General features: G+C 68.7%; 18 protein-coding genes. 10 read left to right on the forward strand and 8 right to left on the reverse strand.

The annotated features are described in order from the left end of the window. Positions 1-199: 199 nt before the first annotated feature. The gene (locus tag CEK68_RS20320) at positions 200-1,018 is read right to left on the reverse strand and encodes an AraC family transcriptional regulator (protein ID WP_152240472.1); all 819 of its coding nucleotides are present in this window, start codon (positions 1,016-1,018) and stop codon (positions 200-202) included. 188 nt (positions 1,019-1,206) lie between these two features. Between CEK68_RS20320 and CEK68_RS20325 the strand changes: the two genes are divergently transcribed. The 3 genes from CEK68_RS20325 to CEK68_RS20335 all read left to right on the forward strand — a co-directional run bounded on the left by CEK68_RS20325 (position 1,207) and on the right by CEK68_RS20335 (position 5,580). After that, positions 1,207-2,610: an MFS transporter gene (locus CEK68_RS20325; protein WP_017909385.1), complete on the forward strand. Its 1,404-nt coding sequence runs from the start codon at positions 1,207-1,209 to the stop codon at positions 2,608-2,610. Between the two features lie 29 nt (positions 2,611-2,639). Further along, entirely contained in the window at positions 2,640-4,625 is a 1,986-nt protein-coding gene (locus CEK68_RS20330; RefSeq protein WP_152240473.1) for a beta-L-arabinofuranosidase domain-containing protein, read from the forward strand. Positions 4,626-4,857: 232 nt separating this feature from the next. After that, positions 4,858-5,580, forward strand: coding sequence for a 4'-phosphopantetheinyl transferase superfamily protein (locus CEK68_RS20335; protein ID WP_152240474.1), 723 nt, complete (start codon positions 4,858-4,860; stop codon positions 5,578-5,580). 133 nt (positions 5,581-5,713) lie between these two features. Here CEK68_RS20335 and CEK68_RS20340 read toward each other — a convergent pair whose 3' ends face one another. Then, positions 5,714-5,962: an SHOCT domain-containing protein gene (locus tag CEK68_RS20340; RefSeq protein ID WP_017909382.1), complete on the reverse strand. Its 249-nt coding sequence runs from the start codon at positions 5,960-5,962 to the stop codon at positions 5,714-5,716. Positions 5,963-5,998: 36 nt separating this feature from the next. Beyond that, a complete protein-coding gene (gpmA, locus tag CEK68_RS20345; protein ID WP_010342084.1) occupies positions 5,999-6,748 on the reverse strand; it encodes a 2,3-diphosphoglycerate-dependent phosphoglycerate mutase in 750 nt (249 codons plus the stop codon). A gap of 238 nt (positions 6,749-6,986) precedes the next feature. Here gpmA and nfi point away from each other — a divergent pair, with 238 nt between their 5' ends. The 3 genes from nfi (at position 6,987) to CEK68_RS20360 (ending at position 9,710) form a co-directional block, all read left to right on the forward strand. Beyond that, entirely contained in the window at positions 6,987-7,694 is a 708-nt protein-coding gene (nfi, locus tag CEK68_RS20350; RefSeq protein ID WP_152240475.1) for a deoxyribonuclease V, read from the forward strand. 331 nt (positions 7,695-8,025) lie between these two features. Then, a complete protein-coding gene (locus tag CEK68_RS20355; RefSeq protein WP_152240476.1) occupies positions 8,026-8,895 on the forward strand; it encodes a pirin family protein in 870 nt (289 codons plus the stop codon). 347 nt (positions 8,896-9,242) lie between these two features. Beyond that, entirely contained in the window at positions 9,243-9,710 is a 468-nt protein-coding gene (locus tag CEK68_RS20360) for a hypothetical protein (RefSeq protein ID WP_010342081.1), read from the forward strand. Positions 9,711-9,850: 140 nt separating this feature from the next. On the opposite strand, the gene CEK68_RS20365 is transcribed toward CEK68_RS20360, so the two are convergent. After that, complete coding sequence (locus tag CEK68_RS20365) at positions 9,851-10,711, reverse strand: pirin family protein (RefSeq protein ID WP_043095685.1); 861 nt, start codon at positions 10,709-10,711, stop codon at positions 9,851-9,853. Between the two features lie 663 nt (positions 10,712-11,374). On the opposite strand from CEK68_RS20365, the gene CEK68_RS20370 reads away from it, so the two are divergent. Further along, entirely contained in the window at positions 11,375-13,456 is a 2,082-nt protein-coding gene (locus tag CEK68_RS20370) for a carbon starvation CstA family protein (RefSeq protein ID WP_152240477.1), read from the forward strand. Further along, positions 13,456-13,680 carry a CstA-like transporter-associated (seleno)protein gene (locus CEK68_RS20375; RefSeq protein ID WP_017909376.1) on the forward strand — a complete coding sequence of 75 codons (225 nt, stop codon included), beginning with the start codon at positions 13,456-13,458 and terminating at the stop codon, positions 13,678-13,680. The genes CEK68_RS20370 and CEK68_RS20375 overlap by 1 nt, the downstream gene beginning before the upstream one ends. Before the next feature lie 261 nt (positions 13,681-13,941). Here CEK68_RS20375 and CEK68_RS20380 read toward each other — a convergent pair whose 3' ends face one another. Continuing rightward, entirely contained in the window at positions 13,942-14,628 is a 687-nt protein-coding gene (locus CEK68_RS20380) for an HAD-IA family hydrolase (RefSeq protein WP_152240478.1), read from the reverse strand. A gap of 278 nt (positions 14,629-14,906) precedes the next feature. On the opposite strand from CEK68_RS20380, the gene CEK68_RS20385 reads away from it, so the two are divergent. Further along, a complete protein-coding gene (locus CEK68_RS20385; RefSeq protein WP_193314269.1) occupies positions 14,907-15,674 on the forward strand; it encodes an ankyrin repeat domain-containing protein in 768 nt (255 codons plus the stop codon). A 34-nt stretch (positions 15,675-15,708) separates the two neighbouring features. After that, positions 15,709-16,917 (forward strand): XVIPCD domain-containing protein, encoded by a 1,209-nt coding sequence (locus CEK68_RS20390; protein ID WP_017917456.1) that lies wholly within the window; start codon positions 15,709-15,711, stop codon positions 16,915-16,917. A gap of 203 nt (positions 16,918-17,120) precedes the next feature. Here the strand turns inward: CEK68_RS20390 and CEK68_RS20395 are convergent, their stop codons facing one another. From CEK68_RS20395 to CEK68_RS20405, 3 genes are all read right to left on the reverse strand, one after another. Next, a complete protein-coding gene (locus CEK68_RS20395) occupies positions 17,121-18,365 on the reverse strand; it encodes a DUF819 family protein (protein ID WP_152240479.1) in 1,245 nt (414 codons plus the stop codon). 326 nt (positions 18,366-18,691) lie between these two features. Next, positions 18,692-20,761 (reverse strand): S9 family peptidase, encoded by a 2,070-nt coding sequence (locus CEK68_RS20400; RefSeq protein WP_152240480.1) that lies wholly within the window; start codon positions 20,759-20,761, stop codon positions 18,692-18,694. 457 nt (positions 20,762-21,218) lie between these two features. Beyond that, positions 21,219-23,159, reverse strand: coding sequence for an oligopeptide transporter, OPT family (locus tag CEK68_RS20405; protein WP_152240481.1), 1,941 nt, complete (start codon positions 23,157-23,159; stop codon positions 21,219-21,221). Between the last annotated feature and the right edge of the window lie 490 nt (positions 23,160-23,649).

A 23,649-nucleotide genomic window follows, 5' to 3' on the forward strand; every position in this document is an offset into this window, starting at 1 on the left:
TGTTAACGTGAACCCTGCCGGAGACAGAGGACTGAGCACGCGTAAGGTCGTCGGCAGCGTCAGATGTGAAAAAGAGACAGGTAAGACGGTATCTGCAAACGCGGGCAGCCAAGCCCTGTCCCTGCCACACACCTTGCAGTGCGCAGCGGCGCAAGCAGGTTCGCGGCAAGCGGCGACGCACATGCGCCCGCAAGCCCCCTCACCCCGAATTGATGTGCTCCTTGCAGTACAGCCGCCGATACGCACTGGGGGTCATGCCCAGGCGCTGGCGGAACACGCGGCGGAAGTAGCCGCTGTCAGTGAAGCCGGCGCGCTGCGCCACGTCGTCCACCGCGCAGGTGTTCACCAGCAGCAGCTTCTCGGCGAAGGCGATGCGCTGGCGGTGGATCGCCTCGGTCAGCGTGGTGCCGAAGCTGCGCCGGTAGATGCGGCCCAGATAATCCGGATTGCAGTGCAGTTGCGCGGCCAGCGACGAGGCGGTGAGCGCGGTGTGGAACTGGGTGCCGATCAGTTGCTTGGCACGGTACGCCAGCGCCACCCCTGCGCGTTCGGAATCGTGCGGATCCGGCCAGGCACCGGCCACGCATTGCAGCATCGACAGCACGATCGGTTCCAGCATCGGCAGCGTGCGCCGTTCCTCCTGCTCGGCCAGAAACCAGCGGAACAGGCCGACGAAGCGATCCGGATCGCGGATCGCAGTGCGCTGCGGCATCGACAGCGCCACCGCGTTGTCCGCCTGCGCCGCGCCCGGTTCCAGTTCGAAATGCACCCAATAGAACCGCAGGTCGTCCGGGAACTGGCCCAGGCCGGCGTGCGCGCGGCCGGGCCACAGCAACAGCGTCTCGCCGGGGCCGACGTGGAAATCGTTGTCCTGTTCGCGAATCGAGAGGATGCCGCGCTCGACGAAGATCAGCTCGTAGGACTGGATCACCCGCGCCGGATGCGCACCCACGCCGCGGGAAATGAACAGGCCTCCGTTCTGCACCCGGATCGGATAGGCGACGGCGAACTCGAGCATGTCGGAAACGTCTCCCCTTGCCTGCGCGACGCTGCACTGCAGCATTAGAATGAACGATGCCGCGCAAGGACGCCGCGGCCGCCGTGGTCGGAATCGTACCGGTTTTATACCGCACAGACTCTTGTCGCGGGTGCGCCGCCATGCCACTTTGCGCTGGCGCCGGACCGGGCGCGCCAGGAGCCGTTACGTTGACCGCGACCGCCATCGGCCACGCCACCGCAGACGCCGCACCGGCCGCGACCACGCCGCGTCTGTCGCGCCTGGAGAAGTTCGGCTACGGCCTCGGCGATGCCGGCGGCACGGTGGTCACCTGCCTGATCGCCAACTTCCTCACCTTCTTCTACACCGACGTGTTCGGCCTGACCCCGGCGCTGGTCGGCACCCTGTTCACCGTGCTGCGCGTGGCCGACGCGGTGTCCGATCCGGTGATGGGCCTGATCGCCGACCGTACCCGCAGCCGCTGGGGCCGGTTCCGCGCCTGGCAACTGTGGGTCGCCGTGCCGATCGGCATCGCCTGCGTGCTGACCTTCAGCGCGCCGCAGCTGAGCGCCGGCGCCAAGATCGCCTACGCCTTCGCCAGCTACTTCCTGCTGTCGCTGTGCTACACCGCGATCAACGTGCCCTACTGCGCGCTGATCAACAGCATGACCGGCGACCACCGCGACGTGGTCTCGGCGCAATCCTGGCGCTTCGTGCTGTGCGGCATCGCCGGCTTCCTGGTGTCGGTCGGGCTGCCGTGGCTGGTGCGGGAACTGGGCAACGGCGACGCCGCGCGCGGCTACCAGCTCGGCGTGGGCGTGCTGGCGGTGCTGGCGGTGGCGATGTTCCTGTGCTGCTTCTTCGCCGTGCGCGAACGCGTGCCGGTCAGCCTGCTCGGCGGCGCCGGCATCGGCGCACATCTGCGTGGCCTGCTGCAGAACGACCAGTTGCGGCTGGTGCTGCTGATGTCGTTCCTGCTGATCAACGTCTACAACATTCGCGGCGGCGCCTATCTGTACTTCATCACCTACGTGCTCGGCGGCAGCAGCGGCTACGCCTCGCTGTTCTTCGCGATGGTGGCGCTGGCCACGGTACTCGGCGCGATCGTGGTCAACGCGCTGTGCCGCCGCTTCGATCCGCTGGCGCTGTACCTGCACACCAACCTGGCGCTGGCCGCGTTCGGCGTGGCGCAGTGGTGGCTGCCGACCGGACCGGCGCAGCAGACGCTGTGGCTGGGGGTGATCTTCGTGCACTGCCTGGTGCTGGGCTTCGCGCTGCCGCTGCACTTCTCGCTGATGGCCTTCGCCGACGACTACGGCGCCTGGAAGAACCGGGTGCGTTCCTCGGGCATCAACTTCGCCTTCAACCTGTTCTGCATCAAGCTGGCCTGGGCCTCGAGCGCGGTGGTGATCAGCGCGCTGTTCGTCTACGCCGGCTACCGCGCCGGCGCCGCGCAGCAGAGTCCCGCCTCGCTGCAGGCCATCACCCTGCTGGAAACGCTGGTCCCCGCCGGCCTGCACCTGCTGCTGGCCGCGGTGATCCTGCGCTGCCGGCTGCGCCGGCCGCTGCTGGCGAATATCGCCGCCGATCTGGCCGCACGTCCGGTGCACTGACCTTCCCCACTCTCCAGGATCTCCGCTCCATGCCGCATTCGCCCGTGCCGTCCCCGGAACTGCCGCTCGCCCACCTGCGCATCGCCGATCCGTTCTGGCAGCGCTACCAGCGCCTGGTGCAGGAGGTGGTGCTGCCCTACCAGTGGGACGCGCTCAACGACAACGTCGCCGATGCCGAACCCAGCCATGCCATCGAGAACTTCCGCATCGCCGCCGGCCGCAGCGACGGCGCGTTCTACGGCATGGTGTTCCAGGACAGCGACGTGGCCAAATGGCTGGAAGCGGTGGCCTACCTGCTCGCACAGCATCCCGATCCGGCGCTGGAGCGCGATGCCGACGCCACCATCGAGCTGATCGGGGCCGCGCAGCAGGCCGACGGCTACCTCAACACCTACTTCACGGTGAAGGCGCCGCAGGAACGCTGGACCAACCTGGCCGAGTGCCACGAGCTGTACTGCGCCGGGCACATGATCGAGGCCGGCGTGGCCTACTTCCAGGCCACCGGCAAACGCACCCTGCTCGACATCGTGTGCCGGCTCGCCGACCACATCGACGCCACCTTCGGCCCCGGCCCCACGCAGTTGCACGGCTACCCCGGGCATCCGGAGATCGAACTGGCACTGATGCGCCTGTACGAGGCCACGAGCGAGGCGCGCTACCTGGCACTGGCGCGCTACTTCGTCGAACAACGCGGCACCACGCCGCACTACTACGACGAGGAGTACGCCAAGCGCGGCCAGACTTTCTTCTGGGGCGGGCACGGCCCGGCCTGGATGATCCAGGACAAGGCCTACAGCCAGGCGCATCTGCCGGTGGCGCTGCAGGACACCGCGGTCGGCCATGCGGTGCGCTTCGTGTACCTGTACGCCGGCGTGGCGCACCTGGCCCGGCACAGCGGCGACGCCACCCTGCGCGCGGCCTGCGAGCGCCTGTGGGACAACGCCACCCAGCGACAGATGTACCTGACCGGCGCGATCGGTGCGCAGAGCTACGGCGAAGCCTTCAGCGTCGACTACGACCTGCCCAACGACACCGCCTACAACGAGAGCTGCGCCTCGATCGGGCTGATGATGTTCGCCAACCGCATGCTGCAGCTGGCGCCGGATGGCCGCTACGCCGACGTGATGGAGCGGGCGCTGTACAACACCGTGCTGGGCGGCATGGCCCTGGACGGGCGCCACTTCTTCTACGTCAACCCGCTGGAAGTGCACCCGCCCACCGTGCACGGCAACCACACCTTCGACCACGTCAAGCCGGTGCGCCAGCGCTGGTTCGGCTGCGCCTGCTGCCCGCCCAACATCGCCCGCGTGCTGACCTCGCTCGGCCACTACCTCTACACCCGCCGCGACGACACGCTGTACGTGAACCTCTATGTCGGCAGCGACGCGCGGTTCGAGGTCGGCGGGCAGACCCTGACCCTGCGCCAGCGCGGCGAATATCCGTGGCAGGACACGATCGCCTTCGAGGTGGAGTGCAGCGCCCCGGTGGAGGCGGCGCTGGCGCTGCGCCTGCCGGACTGGTGCCAGGCGCCGCAGTTGCTGCTCAACGGCGAGCCGGTGGCGATCGACGCGCACCGCCAGCACGGCTACTGCGTGCTGCACCGGCGCTGGCAGTCCGGCGACACCTTGCAGCTGCGCCTGCCGATGCCGCCGATGCGGGTCAGCGGGCACCCGCGCGTGCGCCACCTGGCCGGCAAAGTCGCGGTGCAACGCGGGCCGCTGGTGTACTGCCTGGAGCAGGCCGACAACGGCGCCGACCTGCATCAGCTGCGCCTGCCGGCCAACGCCACGCTGCAGGCCGTACCCGGCACCGGCGCGCTCGCCGGCCAGGTGCTGCTGCAAGCCACCGGCGAACGCCTGCACGGCGACGTCGACGCCGCGGCCGCACCGCTGTACCGCTACGATGCGCCGCCGCCGACGCGGCAGCCGCAGCCCCTGACCTTCGTGCCCTACTTCGCCTGGGCCAATCGCGGCGAAGGCGAAATGCGGGTGTGGGTGGACGCCAGCGACGGCTGAAGGCAACGCTACGGAACGTCTGCTGTAAGAGCGGCTTCAGCCGCGACCGGCGTTACCGGGAACACCGGTCGCAGCTGATCCCGCAGAAGGGGACAAGCGCCGCTCCTACCGGACAAGCTGCATTCGGATGAATCCTTGCGGAAACAGGTCACCACAGCGATGCCTGCCTTGCGGCGCCTCATTGGCCGCATCGCACGCGCCGCACGGCCAGCGCACGCTCTAAGCTAGGGCCATGGATGCCCTGGCCCTCGCCGCCCCGCCGTTCGCCCGGCTCGCTCTCGGCGCGCATCGCATCGTCGTGCCGGACGCCTGGCTGCTGCCGTTCGAGGTCGATGCCTCCGACAGCGACGATTTCCAGCGCCACCGCGTGCAGCAGCCGCCGTCGATCGCGCGCAGCGTGCGCAAGCGCCAGGCCGAGTACCTGGCCGGACGGCGCGCGGCGCTCGCCGCGCTGCGGGCGGCCGGCAGCACGGCCACCGACCTTCCGATCGGCCCCGACCGCGCGCCGCTCTGGCCAGAGGGTTTCCTCGGCAGCCTCTCGCATACCGACGGCGTGGCGGTCGCCATCGCCATGCCGACGTCCGCCGCAGCCAACGGCATCGGCCTGGATATCGAACGTGTGTTGGCGGCGGACCAGCTCGAGGCGATCCGCAGCATGGCCCTGGATGCAAGCGACTGTGACGCATTGGGCGCGCTCGCCCGCGTCCGCGGCTGGCCGTATGCGCTGACCCTGGGCTTCTCGGCGAAAGAGAGTTTCTACAAGGCCACCGCGGCGACCGTCGGCCGCTTCTTCGATTTCGACGCCTTGCGCATCGAAGGCTGCGACCCGGCCAGCGGCAGCGTAGAGACGCGGATCGCCACGCCGCTGGCGCCGGCCTTGCCGGCCGGACAAGCGCACCGTCTGCGCTGGGTGGACGTGCAGCCCGGGCTGCTGCTCACCAGTTGCGTCTGGTAAGGGTAGTCCGGGGTTACGCCGTTGCCGCGCAGCTGCGGCAACGCGCGCGGCATGCAACACGCGGCGCGGCGTCGACACCGCGCTTCCGCTTGGCAGGCCGCGAGAACGCGGCGCCTGCCGAGGCATCACACACTCACAACGCGGCCAGGATCTGCTCGCGCCGGCGCGTGTACTCCGCCGCATCGATCAGCCCCTGCGCCTTCAGCTGCTCCAGCGCGCGCAGGCGCTGCTCGACCGAGTCGACGGGAGGCAACGGCGGCGCCGCCGCGGCCGGCCGGCGCCGCTGGGCGCGGATCGCCAGCCACACCACCATGCCGACCAGCAGCGGCAAGGCGAGCAAGACCAGCAGGATGAGCCAATGCCAGATACTGAATCCACCCATCGCGTTCTCCTGCCGGCCGCGTGCCGATCCTGGTGCTTACTTCGCCTTGCCCTGATTGGCCACCGCTTCGGCGGCCTTCTTGGCCGCTTCCGGGTCGCCCAGGTAGCGGTAGGACTGCACCTGCAGGCTGTCGTCCAGTTCGAACAGCAGCGGGATGCCGGTGGGAATGTTGAGTTCGAGAATTTCTTCGCGCGAGACGTCGTTCAAGTACTTGTACAGCGCGCGCAGCGAGTTGCCATGGGCGGTGACCAGCACGGTCTGCCCGGCCTTGAGCTGCGGCGCGATGGCGTCGTGCCAGTACGGCAGCACGCGCTCGAGCGTGGTCGCCAGCGATTCGGTGGCCGGCAGCGCGTTGCGGTCCAGGGTGGCATAGCGGCGGTCGTGCAGCGGATGGCCCGGATCCTCGGCGTCCATCGGCGGCGGCGGGATGTCGTAGGAGCGGCGCCAGATCTTGACCTGGTCCTCGCCGTGCTTGGCCGCGGTCTCGGCCTTGTCCAGGCCCTGCAGGCCGCCGTAGTGGCGCTCGTTGAGACGCCAGCTCTTGTGCACCGGCAGCCAGTCCTGGTCGAGTTCCTTCAGCGCGCCCTGCAAAGTGTGGATGGCGCGCTTGAGCACCGAGGTATGGGCGACGTCGAACTGCAGCCCCTCCTCGCGCATCAGCCGGCCGGCGGCCACGGCTTCCTGGCGGCCCTGCTCGGTCAGGTCGACATCGACCCAGCCGGTGAAGCGGTTATCCAGGTTCCACTGGCTCTGGCCATGGCGCAACAGTACGAGTTTGCGGGTCACTGCGACGGTCTCCGTTGGGGGATGCGTGGGTCGTGCGGCCCTGGATTGTAGCTCTTGGCTGGGAATGGGGAATCGGGAATGGGGAATCGTTGAAGCAGTTCCCGCGCGGCTCTGACCAGCAGGCGGCGCTTGGCTGTCCGGCTTGCTGGAGAACAAAGCCGTTGCGATTCCCCATTCCCCATTCCCGATTCCCAGCCTCTCCACACCCCAGCCACGAAGACGGCGCGATCATCCGCGCATGGACACTTCTTCGCACTCCGTATTCGGCGACTGGGACGGCAGCATCGTGCAGGCGCGCGCGCTGCAGGCGACGCTGGCGCGCCAGGTCAGCCTGCAGGATGAGGTGCCCGACCCGCCGCGCTGGCTGGCCGGCTTCGACGTCGGCTTCGAGGACGACGGCCAGGTCACCCGCGCCGTCGCGGTACTGCTCGACGCGCAGACCCTGCAGCCGCACCAGGCCGAGATCGCCCGCGTGCCCACCTCGATGGCCTACGTGCCCGGCCTGCTCAGCTTCCGCGAACTGCCGGCCTTGCTGGCTGCGCTGGGTCTGCTGCGGCAGCGCCCGGACCTGGTGTTCGTCGACGGCCAGGGCATCGCCCATCCGCGCCGGCTCGGCATCGCCGCGCACTTCGGCGTGGTCACCGGGCTGCCCAGCATCGGCGTGGCCAAGACCTTGCTGGCCGGCCGCTTCGAGGAGCCCGGCGCGCAGGCCGGCGACCACAGCCCCATCGTGCATCGCGGCGAGGTGGTCGGCTGGGCGCTGCGCAGCAAGCTGCGCTGCAATCCGCTGATCGTCTCGCCCGGCCATCGTGTGGCGGTGGACAGCGCGCTGCAGTGGACCCAGCGCTACCTGCGCGGCTATCGTCTGCCGGAACCGACCCGGCTGGCCGATCGACTGGCCTCGCGCCGCGGCGAGGTGGCGATCGCCCAGCCGGGCTTGCTGTAGCCTCGGCATCGGTGGCGCGACTGCGAAAGCGCACTCGCCGCATCCGCACTGTCGTGTCGCGTCCGAAACGGACGCGTTGGATTGAAACCACATGGCGTTGTCCCCACCGGCGTCGTCGATCGGTCGCCCCCGCCCGGGGGCGTGGATCCACGCAGTCGCCTGTCGCCTGCGTCGTGTCGCGATGCGCACCTGCGAACGCGCATCACCTGCGCAAGAGAGGCGCACACCAGGCGCCGCGGCACGCGGAACATTGCGTCTTGCGCCGCCGACGTCCGTGCCACGCGTCCGCATGCGAAGCTTGCGCTCCGTTCCTGCCACCACGAGCGCCGGCATGCCCACCCTGATCGCCCCCCGCGTCCACGATATCGGCGGCTTCGAAGTGCGCCGCGCCGTCCCCAGCGTGCAGGCGCGCAGCGTCGGCCCCTTCGTCTTCATCGACCACATGGGCCCGGCGGTGTTCGAGCCGGGCCACGGCGTGGACGTGCGCCCGCATCCGCACATCGGCCTGGCCACGGTCACCTTCCTGTGGTCCGGCGAGATCGGCCACCGCGACTCGCTCGGCTCCGACCAGGTGATCCGCGCCGGCGACGTCAACTGGATGACCGCCGGCCGCGGCATCTCCCACTCCGAACGCACGCCGACCACGCTGCGTGAGTATGCACATCCGCTGCACGGCATGCAGACCTGGGTGGCGCTGCCGAAATCGGCGGAAGAGACCGCACCGGCGTTCTACCACCATGCCGCCGCCAGCCTGCCGCAGCAGCGCCGCGACGGCGCGTGGCTGCGGGTGATCGCCGGCCGCGCCTACGGCGAGGAATCGCCGGTCACGGTGTTCGCCGACACCCTCAACGTGGCCCTGGACCTGGAGGCGGACGCCGAAATCGACCTGGACGCACGGCACGTCGAGCGCTCGCTGTACATCCTGGAAGGCGAGGCGCAACTGGACGGGGTGGACATTCCGGCGCGGCACCTGGTCCTGCCCGAGCCCGGCGCGCGCGGGCGGCTGCGCGCCAAGACCCCGCTGAAGGCCATGCTGATGGGCGGGGAACCGCTGGATGGCCCGCGCCACCTCTGGTGGAACTTCGTGTCCAGCTCGGTGGAACGCATCGAGCAGGCCAAGCAGGATTGGCGCGAGGGCCGCTTCGGGACGATCCCCGGCGACGACCAGGAATTCATTCCGTTGCCCGAACCCGGCCGCTGAGCCGGCGGCAGGCCTGCATCGGGCCACCGCCCCGCACACGCGAAGCGCCACCGCCCTCGTCCCCCCGCGATCCGCGCCCGCAACCGGCTGATCGGCGCAGCCGGGCGGGTGCCGGCATGCCGTACCACTCGTACGGACATTCCGGAATCCGCATCCCAATTGTCAGCGCGGCCACGCTGGGCTATGGTGCAGACGCGGCCACGCACGCGTGGCCGCACACGGGACACGCACTGCGTCGGGGGATGCACTGCCGGGATCCCGCACAGGATGGGCGCTCCCGCAGACGACGCCGCAGGCGTGCGTATGGATCGAACGCGTCGCATCGCGGCGTATGGGGAACATCGCGAATGAAGACACTCTTGCGCAAGGCGCTGCTGACCGCTGCGGCGGCGTTGCCCGCCGCTGCCGCCACCGCGCAGCAGGCACAGAACTGCCCACCGCTGCCGCCGCAGAGCAAACTGCAATGGAGCGAACGCAGCGACAAGGGCTTCATCGTCTGCCGCGCCAGCGACGCCGACGGACGTCAGGTGCTGGGCATGATGCTCACCGCACGCGACCCGAACATTCCGCTGCAGCGCACGCTGCGCGAGGAAAAGGGTGCCATCGCCGGCGAAGCGGTGTATTGGTACCGGCCGGATGTGGGCGGTGTCGAGTTGCCGAACCAGGCCACACGCCGCATCACGGTTGCGGAACTGAAGAAGGACCAGTACGCACAGGTGTGGATCGATGCCGCCGACGCCCAGGAACTGCAGACACTGCAATCGCTGGTGCAGGGCCTGGACATGCGCCAGTCGAGCCTGGCGCTGGAGCGCTGAGGCGGCGCACTGCGCCATGCACTGCGGTCTCCCGTAGCAGCGGCTTCAGCCGCGACGGCGTTATTGGGAATGCCTGTCGCGGCTGAAGCCGCTGCTACGAGGAAACAAACCCTCGCACCACATGCGGCGCGAACGCGCGCTCAGAAGCGCCCTTCCTGGAAATCCACGAAGGCCTGCATCAGTTCCTGGCGCGTGTTCATCACGAACGGCCCATGCCGCGCGACCGGCTCGCGCAACGGCCGTCCGGCGACCAGGATCAGCCGCGCGCCCTGCGTGCCGGCCTGCACCTGCAGCAGGTCGCCGCCGCCGAGCACCGCCAGCGTCTGCGCCGGCAGCACGCGCGCCGCCTCGCCCTCGCCCAGTGCCGCCTCGCCCTCGAACATGTAGGCGAAGGCGTTGTGCCCGGACGGCAGCTCGAACGCCCAGCGCGTGCCGGCGTCCAGCGCGATGTCCAGATACAGCGGGTCGGTGGCCGGCTGCGCGATCGGGCCGTGCACCTCGCCGACCTGGCCGGCGATCACCTTGACCGTCACCCCCGGCGCCGGCTGCGCCACCGGGATGCGCTCGGGCGCGAATTCCTGGTAGCGCGGCGCGGTCATCTTGTCGCGCGCCGGCAGGTTCACCCACAACTGGAAGCCGCGCATGCGCCCGTGTTCCTGCTCCGGCATCTCCGAATGCACCAGGCCGCGGCCGGCGGTCATCCATTGCACGCTGCCCGGGGTCAGCAGACCCTCGTTGCCGTGGTTGTCCTTGTGCCGCATGCGCCCGTCGAGCATGTAGGTGACGGTCTCGAAGCCACGGTGCGGATGGCTGGGGAAGCCCCCGATGTAGTCCTCGGCCCGGTCGGTGCCGAACTCGTCGAGCAGCAGGAACGGATCCAGTTCGGGCAGCGCACCGCCGCCGATGACGCGGGTCAGCTTGACCCCATCGCCGTCGGCGGTGGCGTGGCCGCGAATGGCACGCAGGATGCGCGCGGGGGCGACGGTGGTGGAAGCGGTCATGGCGGACGATCTCCTGATGAGCTCCCTACTGTGGGTGCCGCCGCCACCGCGGCCAACCGCGACCGGCGCAACCCATCGTTCCATCGTCTGCGGCGACTGGTTCGCTTCTCCCACCGGGAGAAGGTGCCCCGTAGGGGCGGATGAGGGTGCGGGCGCAGCCTCGTGCACAGACTGGCTTCGCGAGGGCTGCGCCCCGGACCCTCACCCCAACCCCTCTCCCGGGGGGAGAGGGGCTCACGCCTTTCCCTTCTCCCACCGGGAGAAGGTGCCCCGCAGGGGCGGATGAGGGTACGGGCGTAGCCTCGTGCGCAGGCTGGCTTCGCGAGGGCTTCGCCCCGAACCCTCACCCCAACCCCTCTCCCGAGGGGAGAGGGGCTCGCGCCTTTCCCTTCTGCCCCCGGGAGAAGGTGCCCCGCAGGGTCGGATGCGGGTACGGGCGCAGCCTCGTGCACAGGCTGGCTTCGCGAGGGCTACGCCCCGGACCCTCACCCCAACCCCTCTCCCGAGGGGAGAGGGGCTCGCGCGCTGCGCCGTCCGTCCCCCCCACACCGTTCGTCACAAGGACTGTCTACGACCAAAGTACTAGCCCCTCGGCCCTCCCCGCCATTGACCCCCCAGGCCATCGGGGCGACCCTTGCGGCAATCTCCGGGGGAGCGTTCTGCATGAAAGGGTTTTCCAAGCTGGCCTGGGCCGCACTCGCCATCCTGGCGGCGTTCTGCCTCGGCACCATCGCCCTGCGCCGCGGCGAACACATCAATGCGCTGTGGATCGTGGTGGCCGCGGTGTCGATCTACCTGATCGCCTACCGCTTCTACAGCCTGTTCATCGCCGACAAGGTGATGCAGCTCGACCCCACCCGGGCCACGCCGGCGGTGCTCAACAACGACGGCCTGGACTACGTGCCGACCAACAAGCACGTGCTCTTCGGCCACCACTTCGCCGCCATCGCCGGCGCCGGGCCGCTGGTCGGGCCGGTGCTGGCCGCGCAGATGGGCTACCTGCCCGGCCTGCTGTGGCTGGTGGTCGGCGTGGTGGTGGCCGGCGCGGTGCAGGACTTCATGGTGCTGTTCCTCTCCAGTCGCCGCAACGGCCGCTCGCTCGGCGACCTGGTGCGCGAGGAAATGGGCCAGGTGCCCGGCACCATCGCCCTGTTCGGCGCCTTCCTGATCATGATCATCATCCTGGCGGTGCTGGCGATGGTGGTGGTCAAGGCGCTGGCGGAAAGCCCCTGGGGCATGTTCACGGTAATCGCGACCATGCCCATCGCGATCCTGATGGGCGTGTACATGCGCTACATCCGCCCCGGCAAGATCGGCGAGATCTCGGTGGTCGGGCTGATCCTGCTGCTGGCGGCGATCTGGTTCGGCGGCAAGGTCGCCGCCGATCCCACCTGGGGCCCGGTCTTCACCTTCACCGGCACGCAGATCACCTGGATGCTGATCGGCTACGGCTTCGTCGCCTCGGTGCTGCCGGTGTGGCTGCTGCTGGCACCGCGCGACTACCTGTCCACCTTCCTCAAGATCGGCACCATCATCGCCCTGGCGATCGGCATCCTGGTGGTGATGCCGGAGCTGAAGATGCCGGCGCTCACGCAGTTCGCCGCCAGCGGCGACGGCCCGGTGTGGAAGGGCGGCCTGTTCCCGTTCCTGTTCATCACCATCGCCTGCGGCGCGGTCTCCGGCTTCCACGCGCTGATCTCCTCGGGCACCACGCCCAAGCTGCTCGCCAACGAGTCGCACATGCGCTACATCGGCTACGGCGGCATGCTGATGGAATCGTTCGTGGCGGTGATGGCGCTGGTGGCGGCCTCGATCATCGACCCGGGCGTGTACTTCGCGATGAACAGCCCGGCCGCGGTGATCGGCGCCGACGTCGCCGCCGCCGCGCACCACATCAGCACCACCTGGGGCTTCGCCATCACCCCGGAGCAACTGACCGCCACCGCGGCGGCGATCGGCGAACCCACCATCCTGCATCGCGCCGGCGGCGCGCCGACGCTGGCGGTGGGCATCGCGCAGATCCTGCACCAGGCCATCCCCAACAGCAGCGACGCGATGATGGCCTTCTGGTACCACTTCGCGATCCTGTTCGAGGCGCTGTTCATCCTCACCGCGGTGGACGCCGGCACCCGCGCCGGCCGCTTCATGCTGCAGGACCTGCTCGGCAACTTCATCCCGGCGTTGAAGAAGACCGAGTCGTGGACCGCCAACATCATCGGCACCGCCGGCTGCGTGGCCCTGTGGGGCTACCTGCTGTATACCGGCGTGGTCGATCCGTTCGGCGGCATCCAGACGCTGTGGCCGCTGTTCGGCATCTCCAACCAGATGCTGGCCGGCATCGCGCTGATGCTGGGCACGGTGGTGCTGTTCAAGATGAAGCGCGACCGCTACGCCTGGGTGACCGCGGTGCCGGCGGTGTGGCTGCTGATCTGCACCACCTACGCCGGCCTGATCAAGATCTTCGACCGCAACCCGTCGCAGGGCTTCCTGGCGCAGGCGCACAAGTTCCAGGACGCCATCGCCAGCGGCACCATCACCGCACCGGCCAAGTCGGTGGCGCAGATGCAGCAGATCGTCACCAATGCCTACGTCAACACCGGGCTGACCGTGCTGTTCCTGTGCGTGGTGTTCGCGGTGCTGGTCTACGCGATCAAGATCATTCTTGCCGCGCGCCGCAACCCGCAGCGCAGCGACCGCGAGACCGCGTACGTGGCCTTGCAGCCGCACCAGATGGCGGACCTGTAATGGCCGGCGCCCTGGTTCCGGTCGGGCAGTACCAGGCGCACCGCCGGCTATGGCGGCGCCTGGTGCAGACCGCGCGGCTGTGCTGCGGCATTCCCGACTACGACAACTACGTGCGGCACATGCTGGAAAAGCATCCGGACCGCGAGCCGATGGACTACAAGACCTTCTTCCGCGAGCGCCAGGAGGCGCGGTACGGCGGCAAGAGCGGGTTTCGCTGTTGTTGAAAGGCCGGGATTGGGGAGTCGGGATTGGGGATTGGTGGTGGGCGCCTGAAGGTATTCGGCGAACGCGGCGGTGATCGTGATGAAACTGCGGCGATGCTTGCAATGAGCATCGCCGCTTGGTTGTCGTAGAAGCGGCTTCAGCCGTGACGCATTACCGACAAGGCATCGCGGCTGAAGCCGCTCTTACGGAGAAGCACGCGGATGCCATGCACTCGCGGCGCCGCTCCCATTCCCGAATCCCGATTCCCCAATCCCGGCTCTTCATGCCGCCGCGGCGCGCACCAGTTCCGAATAGGTCTGCGGCAACTCGCGCATATGTTCCATCACCGCGGCCACGCCGAGCTGGCGCAGGGTCGCGGCGTGCCCGGCGGGAATGTGCGCGGCGCCGGTAAAGCCGATCACGGTCATGCCCGCGGCCAGCGCGGCGCTGGCGCCGGTGGCGCTGTCCTCGATCACCAGGCAGCGTTCCGGCGCCACCTCCAGCGTGCGCGCCGCCAGCAGATACACGTCCGGCGCGGGCTTGGGCCGCGCCACCATGTCGGCGCTGAAGATGCGTTCGCCGACACGCTCATGCAGGCCGGCGCGCGCCACCGAGGCGACCACGCTCTCGCGCATGCTGTTGGAGGCGACCGCCAGCGGCAGCGGCAACGTCAGCAAGGCCTCGCACACACCGTCGATCGGCTGCACCTCGGCGGCAATCAGCGCCTCCGAGCGTGTGCGGATCTCCTGGCACAGGCCCGGCGGCAGCGCCAGCGCGTACTGCCGTTGCACGCGCTGCACGACTTCCTGTGCGGTGAGGCCGAAGCTGCCCGCGAGAAAGCGTTCCAGTTCGGCCCGCGGCACATAGGCGCCCAGCGCGTCGAGCATCACCCGGTCGGCCAGCACTTCGCTGTCGACGAGCACGCCGTCGCAATCGCTGATCAACAGGTCGAAGGGGGTCGCTGTCATCGCGCGCTCCTTTGGGAAAACATCCATTATGCCGCTGCGCACATGTCCCTCGCCTGTGCGGCGCCTGCAGTCGCGGCAGCAATTGCATCTCGGCGATATCCCGGCCGCCAAGCGTTTGTTTCCGGTTAAACGATGGACCGCCTGGCGGGACGCCACCAGAGATTCGCAGACTGCGTCACAAAACTGGCACAACACCACTGCGATCCGCTGCTAGCATCGGCAACGGCGCCAGGACGTGCGCCGTCATCCCAGGACCGCGAACAGGAAAGGAGCCTTGCATGCGTACGCCCGTCCCCGCCCTGATCGCACTCGCGACCTCGCTGTTCTTCTCGGTCAGTTGCGCCGCACAGTCCGGCGCCAAGGAGCATTCCGCCATGTCAGCCTCGCTGCAGGATCATTCGGTCGCGTTCCGCGACCCCGCACTCGCCGACATCGCCGCCGCCATCGCGCGCGGCGACGTCGCCCGCATCGCCGCCCTGGCGCCCAGCACGGACCTGTCCGCGCACGGCGACCAGAACGTCACCCTGCTCGAATGGGCCATCTGGAACGAACAGCCGCGCGCGCTGGCCGCGCTGCTCGACGCCGGTGCCGACCCGTCGCTGCCGGGCATGGATCAGGAAACCGTGGTGCACATGGCCGCCATGGCCAAGGATCCGCAATACCTGGAGATCCTGCTGCAGCACGGCGCCCCGGTCGACCCGGTGAGCGCGCGTGCGAACTGGACGCCGCTGTTCCGCGCCGTGCAGAGCAAGCGCGACGCGCAGATCGAACTGCTGCTCAAGGCCGGCGCCGATCCGAAGCGGGTCGACGCCACCGGCAACTCGTTGCTGCACCTGGCCGCGCAGAGCAGCGCCGGCAACCCGTGGGTGCCGAAGCTGCTGCAGGCCGGGGTCGATCCGAGCCTGCGCAACGCCCAGGGCAAGACCTTCCAGGCGTACTTCTTCAACACGCCCGAGCGCCTGCTCAACGCCAACGCGCAGCAGGTCCGCAACGACGTGCGCGCCTGGCTGAGCGCCCACGCCATCCCGTTGGAAGCGAGCCGCTGACGCGGTCGGTCGCCACATTCGCACGGAGCCGCGCATGAACCAGAACGATCTTTCCCCGTCCGATCCGTCCACCTCCTTCTCCGACGCCGTCCGCGGCCAGCAGCCGCAGGCCGTGGACCGGCAACTGCCGCCACTGCTGCAGGACCTCTACCACACCGCGGCCGAGCGCCGCGCCGGCGGCGCCGAGACCTTCGCCGCGCTGCCCGATGGCTGGTCGCGCATGGACGACGCCGCGCTGCAGCGCGCCGGCATCGATCCCAGCCTGCAGCACGACGCCAAGAGCGGCTTCGATGCCGCCTTCTACCGCAACCCGCAGGGCAACGTGGTGCTGGGCTTCTGCGGCACCGACGAACTGAAGGACTGGAAACACAACCTCGGCCAGGGCCTGGGCTTTTCCGACTCACAGTACGCCTCGGCGATCCAGCTCGGCAGCCAGGCCAAGCAGGCCTTCGGCGACAACCTGCTGATCTCCGGGCACTCGCTGGGCGGCGGCCTGGCCGCGGCCTCGTCGATGGTCAACGACGTGCCGGCGGTGACCTTCAACGCCGCAGGGGTCAACAACAAGACGCTCGAGCGCGAAGGGCTGGATGCCGACGCGGCCAAGGCCTATGCCGCCGACGGGCTGATCCGCGGCTATCACGTCAAGAACGAACTGCTGACCTACCTGCAGGAAGACAACCTGCTGACCCGCGGCCTGATGCCCGACGCCGCCGGCCACCAGATCCAGTTGCCGGAACCGGACCCGCTGTCGTTCGGCCAGCGCCTGATCCCTGGGATGATGCTCAAGCATCGCCTGGACCTGCACGGCATCGATTCGGTGATGAAGGCCGAGGACCTGGCGCAGAACCAGAGCCAGGGTCAGGTTCAGAGCCAGGCGCAATCCGGTTCGCTGTCGACCGGCAGCCGCCTGTTCAACGACGCGGTGGTGCAGTTGGACGGCCAGCGCGACCGGCTCGGCCTGCACGACGACGCAGCCTTCCTCAACACCGCCGCCAGCGTCGCCGCGCGCGCCGGCCAGGACGGCCTGCAGCGCATCGACCAGGTGCTGCCCAGCCGCGATGGCGACCGACTGTTCGCGGTCCAGGGGCAACCGGAGAACCCGGCGCACCTGCGCAGCCAGGTCCAGACCGCGGCCGCGGCCCACGAGCCGTCGCAGGCCAACGTCGGCCAGTTGCAGCAACAGAACCTGCAGGCGCCGCCACAGCAGCAGGAAGAACGGCAGCGCAGCGTGGCGATGCAGTAGTCGCCGCCTGCGACTGCATCACGGCAGGCGTCCACGCCGACGCCTGCCGTGGCGTCCACCACCCAGACCAGCGGTTTCGCAGGCACACCGCCGGACGCAGCGCCCTGGATCCATGCCCGCGATGTACGGCAGCAGTCCCAGCGCCGGCCCCCCGCATCGCGCTGCCGCACGCGAACAGGCTGCGGCGGTCACGCCGCCGCGGCTCAGCCAGCGCCGGCCATCGCGCGCAGGGTGATGCCGACCAGATAGGCCAGGTACGTGCCGGTGGCGTAGCCCATCGTGCCCAGCAGCACGCCGACCGGGGCCAGCGCCGGGTGGAACGCGGCCGCCACCACCGGCGCCGAGGCCGGGCCGCCGACATTGCTCTGCGAGCCGATCGCGAAGTAGAAGAACGGCACCCGCAGCAGCTTGCCCAGCGCCAGCAGCAGCAGAACGTGCACGATGAGCCAGATCAGGCCGAGCGCGAAGATCCAGGGGCGGTCGAACAGCGCCAGCAGGTCCATCTGCATGCCGATGCAGGCGATCAGGAAATACAGCAGCAGCGTGCCGATGCGCGACGCGCCGGCGCCCTCGAGCGTGCGTGCGCGGGTGAAGCTGAGCAGCAGGCCGAAGGTGGTCGCCAGCACCACCACCCACACGAACGGCGAGCCGAGGCTGAACTGCTTGGCCCAACTCACGTTCGCGTCGAACCACGCCGCCGTGGGAGTGGCGATCGCATGCGCCAGGCCGACCGCGCCGAAGGCGACGCCGACGATCAGCATCAGGTCGGTGAGGCTGGCGACGCGCTCGTGCTGGGCCTGGAAGTGGGCGATGCGCTGCTTGAGGTCGTCGATGCCACGGGTGTCGGCGCCCGTGCGCGCATCGATCGCCGGCGCACGTTGCGCAAAGAAGATCAGCAGCACCATCCACACGTAGCCGACGCCGACGTCGACCACCGCGAACTGGCCGAAGGTGGTGGCATCGACCTGGAACACCTCACGCATCGCCAGCATGTTGGCGCCGCCGCCGATCCAACTGCCGGCCAACGCGGCCATGCCGGCCCAGGTGTCGCCGGCCACGGTCACCGGATGCAGCCACTTCATCACCTGGAACGCGACCACCGCGCCGAGCATGATGCTGAAGGACGCGCCCAGGTACATCGCCACCAGCTTCGGCCCCAACCGCAGGATGCCCTTGAGATCGATGGTGAGGGTGAGCAGCACCAGCGCCGCCGGCAGCAGCACGTCGCGCGCGACCGGGTTGTAGAGCGAATTGTGTTGCCCGTCGATCAGGCCGACGGTGTTGTAGATGCCCGGAATCAGATAGCACAGCAACAGCGCCGGCACGAAGCCGTAGAAGCGCTTCCAGACTCCCGACGGCCGCGCCGCGGTCCAGAACACCGCGCCCAGGGTGGCGGCGATCAGGCCGAAGATGACGATGTCGTTGGTGATCAGGGGCGTCGAGGGCATCAGGCTGTGGGGCGGGGATTCGGGAGTGGGGATTCGGGATTCGTGCGCCGCGGTTGGAGGTTTGGAGGTGTCAACAAAGATCGAAAGAAGCACCGAAGGGCGGGTGAATTCGCAGGAGCGATGCGCTGCAAGCGCCTGTTGTTTTTGTGGGAGGGGCTTCAGCCCCGACGCTTTAGCGGTAAGGCGTCGGGGCTGAAGCCCCTCCCACAAGGGCCATCGGATTACCGGGATCGCGGGAAAATCCCGAATCCCGAATCCCGAATCCCGAATCCCGGTACCTGGGCCGTATCCCAGAAGGGGCCCGGGAAACCCAGGCCCCAGGTCCCTCACTGCCCGATATGCTGCTTCAGCCAGCCATTGACCGTGTCGTGCCAGAGGATGCTGTTCTGCGGCTTCAGCACCCAGTGGTTCTCGTCCGGGAAGTACAGGAACTTGGACTCGATGCCCTTGCGCTGCAGCGCGCCGAACGCGGCCAGGCCCTGCTCCATCGGGATGCGGAAATCCTGCTGGCCATGGATCACCAGCATCGGCACCTTCCACTTATCCACGTGCAGGATCGGGTTGAACTTTTCGTAGCCGGCCGGGTTCTGCCACGGCGTGCCGCCGTTCTCCCACTCGCTGAACCACAGCTCCTCGGTGGCGTAGCCCATCATGCGGTTGTCGAACACGCCGTCGTGGTCGACCAGGCACTTCCACGGCTTGTTCCAGTTGCCGGCCATCCAGTAGACCATGTAGCCGCCGTAGCTGGCGCCGAGCGCGCAGGCCTTGTCGCCATTGAGGAAGCCGTACTGCTTCTGCGCCGCGTCCCAGCCCTTCTGCAGGTCTTCCAGCGGGCGGTCGCCCCAGTGCTGGCTGATCGCATCGGTGAAGGCCTGGCCGTAGCCGGTGGAACCGTGGAAGTCGATCATCACCACCGCGTAGCCCTGCCCCGCATAGGTCTGCGGATTCCAGCGGTAGCTCCAGCCGTTGCCGAAGCTGCCCTGCGGGCCGCCGTGGATCAGGAACGCCACCGGATAGGTCTTGCCTTCCTGGTAGTTGTACGGCTTGACCACATAGCCGTGCACGGTGTCGTTGTTCCAGCCCTTGAACGAGAACTGCTCGTAGTCGCCGAACTTCACGTCCGGCAGCAGTTCGCCGGCGCTGGGGGTGATGGCGCGCGGCTGCTGGCCATCGGCGTCGGCGACCACGATCTGGTCGCCGCTCTTGAGGCTGTTGCGGGTGAAGGCCAGGGTGGTGCCGGCCAGGACCGGTGCGCCGACGCTGCCGTCGGCGGCCACGGTGCGGACCTTGCCATCGGCCACGTCGACCGCGAACAGCGGGTGCTGGCCCATGTCGTCGGCGGTGGTATAGATGGTCTTGCCGTCGGCCGAGAGCACGAGCTCGCCAGCCGAGCGATCCCACTGCGGGGCGATCTCGCGGGTCTTGCCGCTGGCCACGTCCATGGCCATCAGGCCGAAGCGGTCGGCCTCGAAGCCGGGGCGCTTCATCGCACGGTAGAACAGGGTCTTGCCGTCGGCGGAGAACACCGGGCCGGCGTCCCAGGCCGGGTTGGACGCGGTCAGGTTGACCGGCGCGGCCTTGCCGGCGGCGTCCAGCCGGTACAGGTCGAAGTTGGTCGACCACGGTTCTTCGCGGCCGGCCACGCGCACGCTGGCGACCAGCGACTGCCCGTCCGGCGCCCAGGTGTAGTCCTCGCTGCCGCCGAACGGCTTGGAGGGGATGTCGCCGGCCAGGGTCACGCTGACCGCCGAGGCGCCGGCGACCGGCTTGGCCTTGGCGCCGGCCGGCAGCGGCGCGACGAACAGGCTGTTGCGGCGGCCATCGTTCCACGTATCCCAGTGGCGCACGAACAACTGGTCGAACACCACGCCGGTGGCCTTGGCCTGCTTCTTGGCGTCCAGGCGCTTCTGCGTGCAGGCCAGGTCCGAACCGCAGTCCTGGAACACGCCGGCGCTGAAGGCCACGCGGTCGCCCTGCGGGGCGATGCGGTAGCTGTCCACGTCCAGCGCGAAATCGGTGAGCTGGCGCGGCGCGCCGCCGGCCAGCGGCAGCGCGTACAGCTGCTGGCGGCCGGACTTGGCGCTGAGGAAGTACACGGTCTTGCCGTCGGCCGACAGTTCCGGCGAGTTGACGTTCCAGCCTTCCGGGGTCAGCCGCTTCGGCGGCGCCGCATCGCGGGTGCGCAGGTCGCGCAGCCACAGGCTGGTGCTGGACTTCTCCAGCGCCTTGTCCATCTGCCGCTTGGCGAAGATCACGGTGCCGCCGTCGGGCGTCAGCAGCGGCGAGGACACCCGATCCAGCGCGACCATGTCGCGAACTTCGAAACCGCGGGTGGCGGCCAGCGCGGGCAGCGCAGTCAGCAGGGCCAGGGGCAGCAAGGCGTAGCGCAGGGTCATCGGGCGTCTCCGGAACACGGCAAAACGTCGATGGTAGGGGCCGCGGTGGGCGTGGCGCAAAGGACTGAAGTCATGGAGGGGCCGGGATTGGGGATTGGGAAGAGCGAGGTGCTGGCTCGGCTGTGATTACGAAGACCCGCACTGACCCGGTTTCGGATAGCAAGCGGACCGTGGCCATACCGCGGCCGGATGAGCGTGGTGGATCGGGAGTGGCCGCGAGGCACTGATACGGCAAAGTGCAGCAGGCCGGTGCCGAAGCTGGCCTTGGTGGTGAGGCGGACCGCGGGAGGCGCACGCGGCCGGGGCAAGATTCGGTCTTTGCGACACACGCGGCGCGGAGCAGCCAGCGAGAAGCTGATGGGATCGGCACGTGCGGCGCGCGGGCCCGGCCGGAAAAAGCGAAGCCCGGCGCGGGGCCGGGCTTCGGATGTTGCGTTGCAGGAGGCGATTGCGCCGGTTACGTGCGCGGCGCGGCCGCGGCTTCGCCCTTGCGGCCGGTGCGGTACAGCAGCCAGCCGACGAAGGCCAGCAGCGCCAGGCCGTACCACTGGTTGAGGTGATAGGCCTCGGGAAGCGCCAGCACGTTCTTGTTGTTGGTGATGACGATCGGAAGCGCAATGCCGATGCCCATCAACGCCTCACCGGTGATAAGACCCGCTGAAAACAACACGCCTGGACGATGCACGCGATCTCGCCCTTCCTCGTCATCGGCGCGAATCTTGTGGAAACGCTCGACCAAGTGGGCGATCAGGCCACCAAGGAAGATCGGCACCATCAGCTCCAGCGGCAGGTAGATGCCGATCGCCGCGGCGAGCACCGGCACGCGAAAGCGCTTGCCCGTCTTCTTCAACCATTCGTCAAACGCGATGATCGCCGCACCGACACCGGCGCCGATCGCAATCATCGTCCACGGCAGTGTCCCACCGAACAGACCCTTGGCTACCGAGGCCATCAACACCGCCTGGGGGGCCGGAAGCGTCTTGCTGCCGATCCCGTACGCCTCTGCGAGCAGGTTCAGCACCGGCGCCATGATCAGCGCACAGGAGAATGCGCCGATGGCCAGCATCAACTGCTGCTTCCATGGCGTGGCGCCGACCAGGTAGCCGGTCTTCAGATCCTGCAGGTTGTCGCCGCCGACCGCCGCGGCGCAGCACACCACTGCGCCGATCATGATCGCGGCGACCGCGCCGATCGGCGAATCGCGCCCGAGCAGCAGCACCAGCACCGCCGAGGCGAACAGGATGGTGGAGATGGTGATGCCGGAGACCGGGTTGTTCGACGAGCCGATCAGGCCGGCCAGGTAGCCGGACACCGAGACGAACAGGAAACCGGCGACGATCATGATGAGGGTCATCGGCACGCTGACGTGCCACTGGCCGACGATGGCCTGGTACAGGCCCAGCAGCGGCAGCGTGCATAGCAGCAACGCCACCAGCATCCACTTCATCGGCAGGTCGCGGTCGGTCTCGGCTACCGCGGCGCCGCCGGTGCTCTTGCGCGCCGCGGCGAAGCCGCTCTTGACGCCCGACAGCAGCGACTTGCGCAGCGAGAACAGCGTCCACACGCCGCCGATCAGCATCGCACCCACACCGAGGTAGCGGACTTTTTCGCCCCAGATCCCAAACGCAGCCTCTGCCGCCGGCGCATTGGCCAGACTCTGCGCCAGCGCCGGGTCGGAGCCCATGAAGAACTGCTGGTAGAGCGGGATGGCGATATGCCAAGACAGGATAGAGCCGGACAGCACCACGATGCCGACGTTGAGCCCGACGATGTAGCCCACGCCCAACAGCGCCGGCGACAGACCGGTTCCGATGTAGCCGACCATCTTGCTGCTGCCGACGTACGCAGCCTGCGCCCAGGTATCCGGAATCACCTTCAGGCCGCTGGCCGCGCCGAGCTTGACCAGCCCGCCGATCGCCGCCGACAGACCCAGGATCTTCAGCCCCGGCCCGGGATTTTCGCCGGCCTTGAGCACTTCCGCGGCGGCCTTGCCCTCCGGGAACGGCAGCGGATCCTCGACGATCATCGAGCGCCGCAGCGGCACCGAGAACAGCACCCCGAGCAGGCCGCCCATGCCGGCGATGCCGAGCACCCACCAGTACTTGAAGTCCGGCCAGTAGCCCATGATCACCAGCGCCGGGATGGTGAAGATCACCCCCGCCGCGATCGAGGAACCGGCCGAGGCACCGGTCTGCACGATGTTGTTCTCGAGGATGGAGCCGCCGCCGAGCAGGCGCAGCACCCCCATCGACACCACCGCCGCCGGAATCGCGGTGGCGATGGTCAGGCCGGCGAACAGACCGAGGTAGGCATTGGCGGCGGACAGCACCACGGCCAGCACGATCGCCAGCACCACGGCACGGAACGTGAGCTGGCGCGGCGCGGCAGCGTTGTTCATGGTTACCCCTGAAACGACAAAAACGCTTTGCACGCTAGCGTCTGGGGCCGGGCAAGTCCAGCATCGCGGTGCCCAGCTTGTGGCACATGCCTTGGGGGCGGGGATTGGGAATTTGGGATTTGGGATTTGCAGAGGCTGAGGCAGCTAATAGCCCCTCTCCCGTCGGGAGAGGGGTTGGGGTGAGGGTACGGCGCACGCAGCACGCCCCAGCCATGCAGGCGCTGCCCGACCCTCATCCGCCCCTGCGGGGCACCTTCTCCCGAGGGGAGAAGGAACGGCGTTAGCCCCTCTCCCGCCGGGAGAGGGGTTGGGGTGAGGGTCCGACCGCCAGACAAGCATCCTCCTGCCCACACTCACAACCACATCCACATCCAGCGCAAATCAGCGTTCCGGCCACGCGACCGGCATGCGGCGCCGCGCGAACCTATCTCTGGCTCTTCTTCCTATCTGACGCTGCCGACGACCTTACCCGTGTAGCTTCCTTATCCTA

The sequence above is a fragment of the Xanthomonas sp. LMG 12461 genome (genome assembly GCF_009192935.1).
GTDB lineage: Bacteria > Pseudomonadota > Gammaproteobacteria > Xanthomonadales > Xanthomonadaceae > Xanthomonas_A > Xanthomonas_A sontii.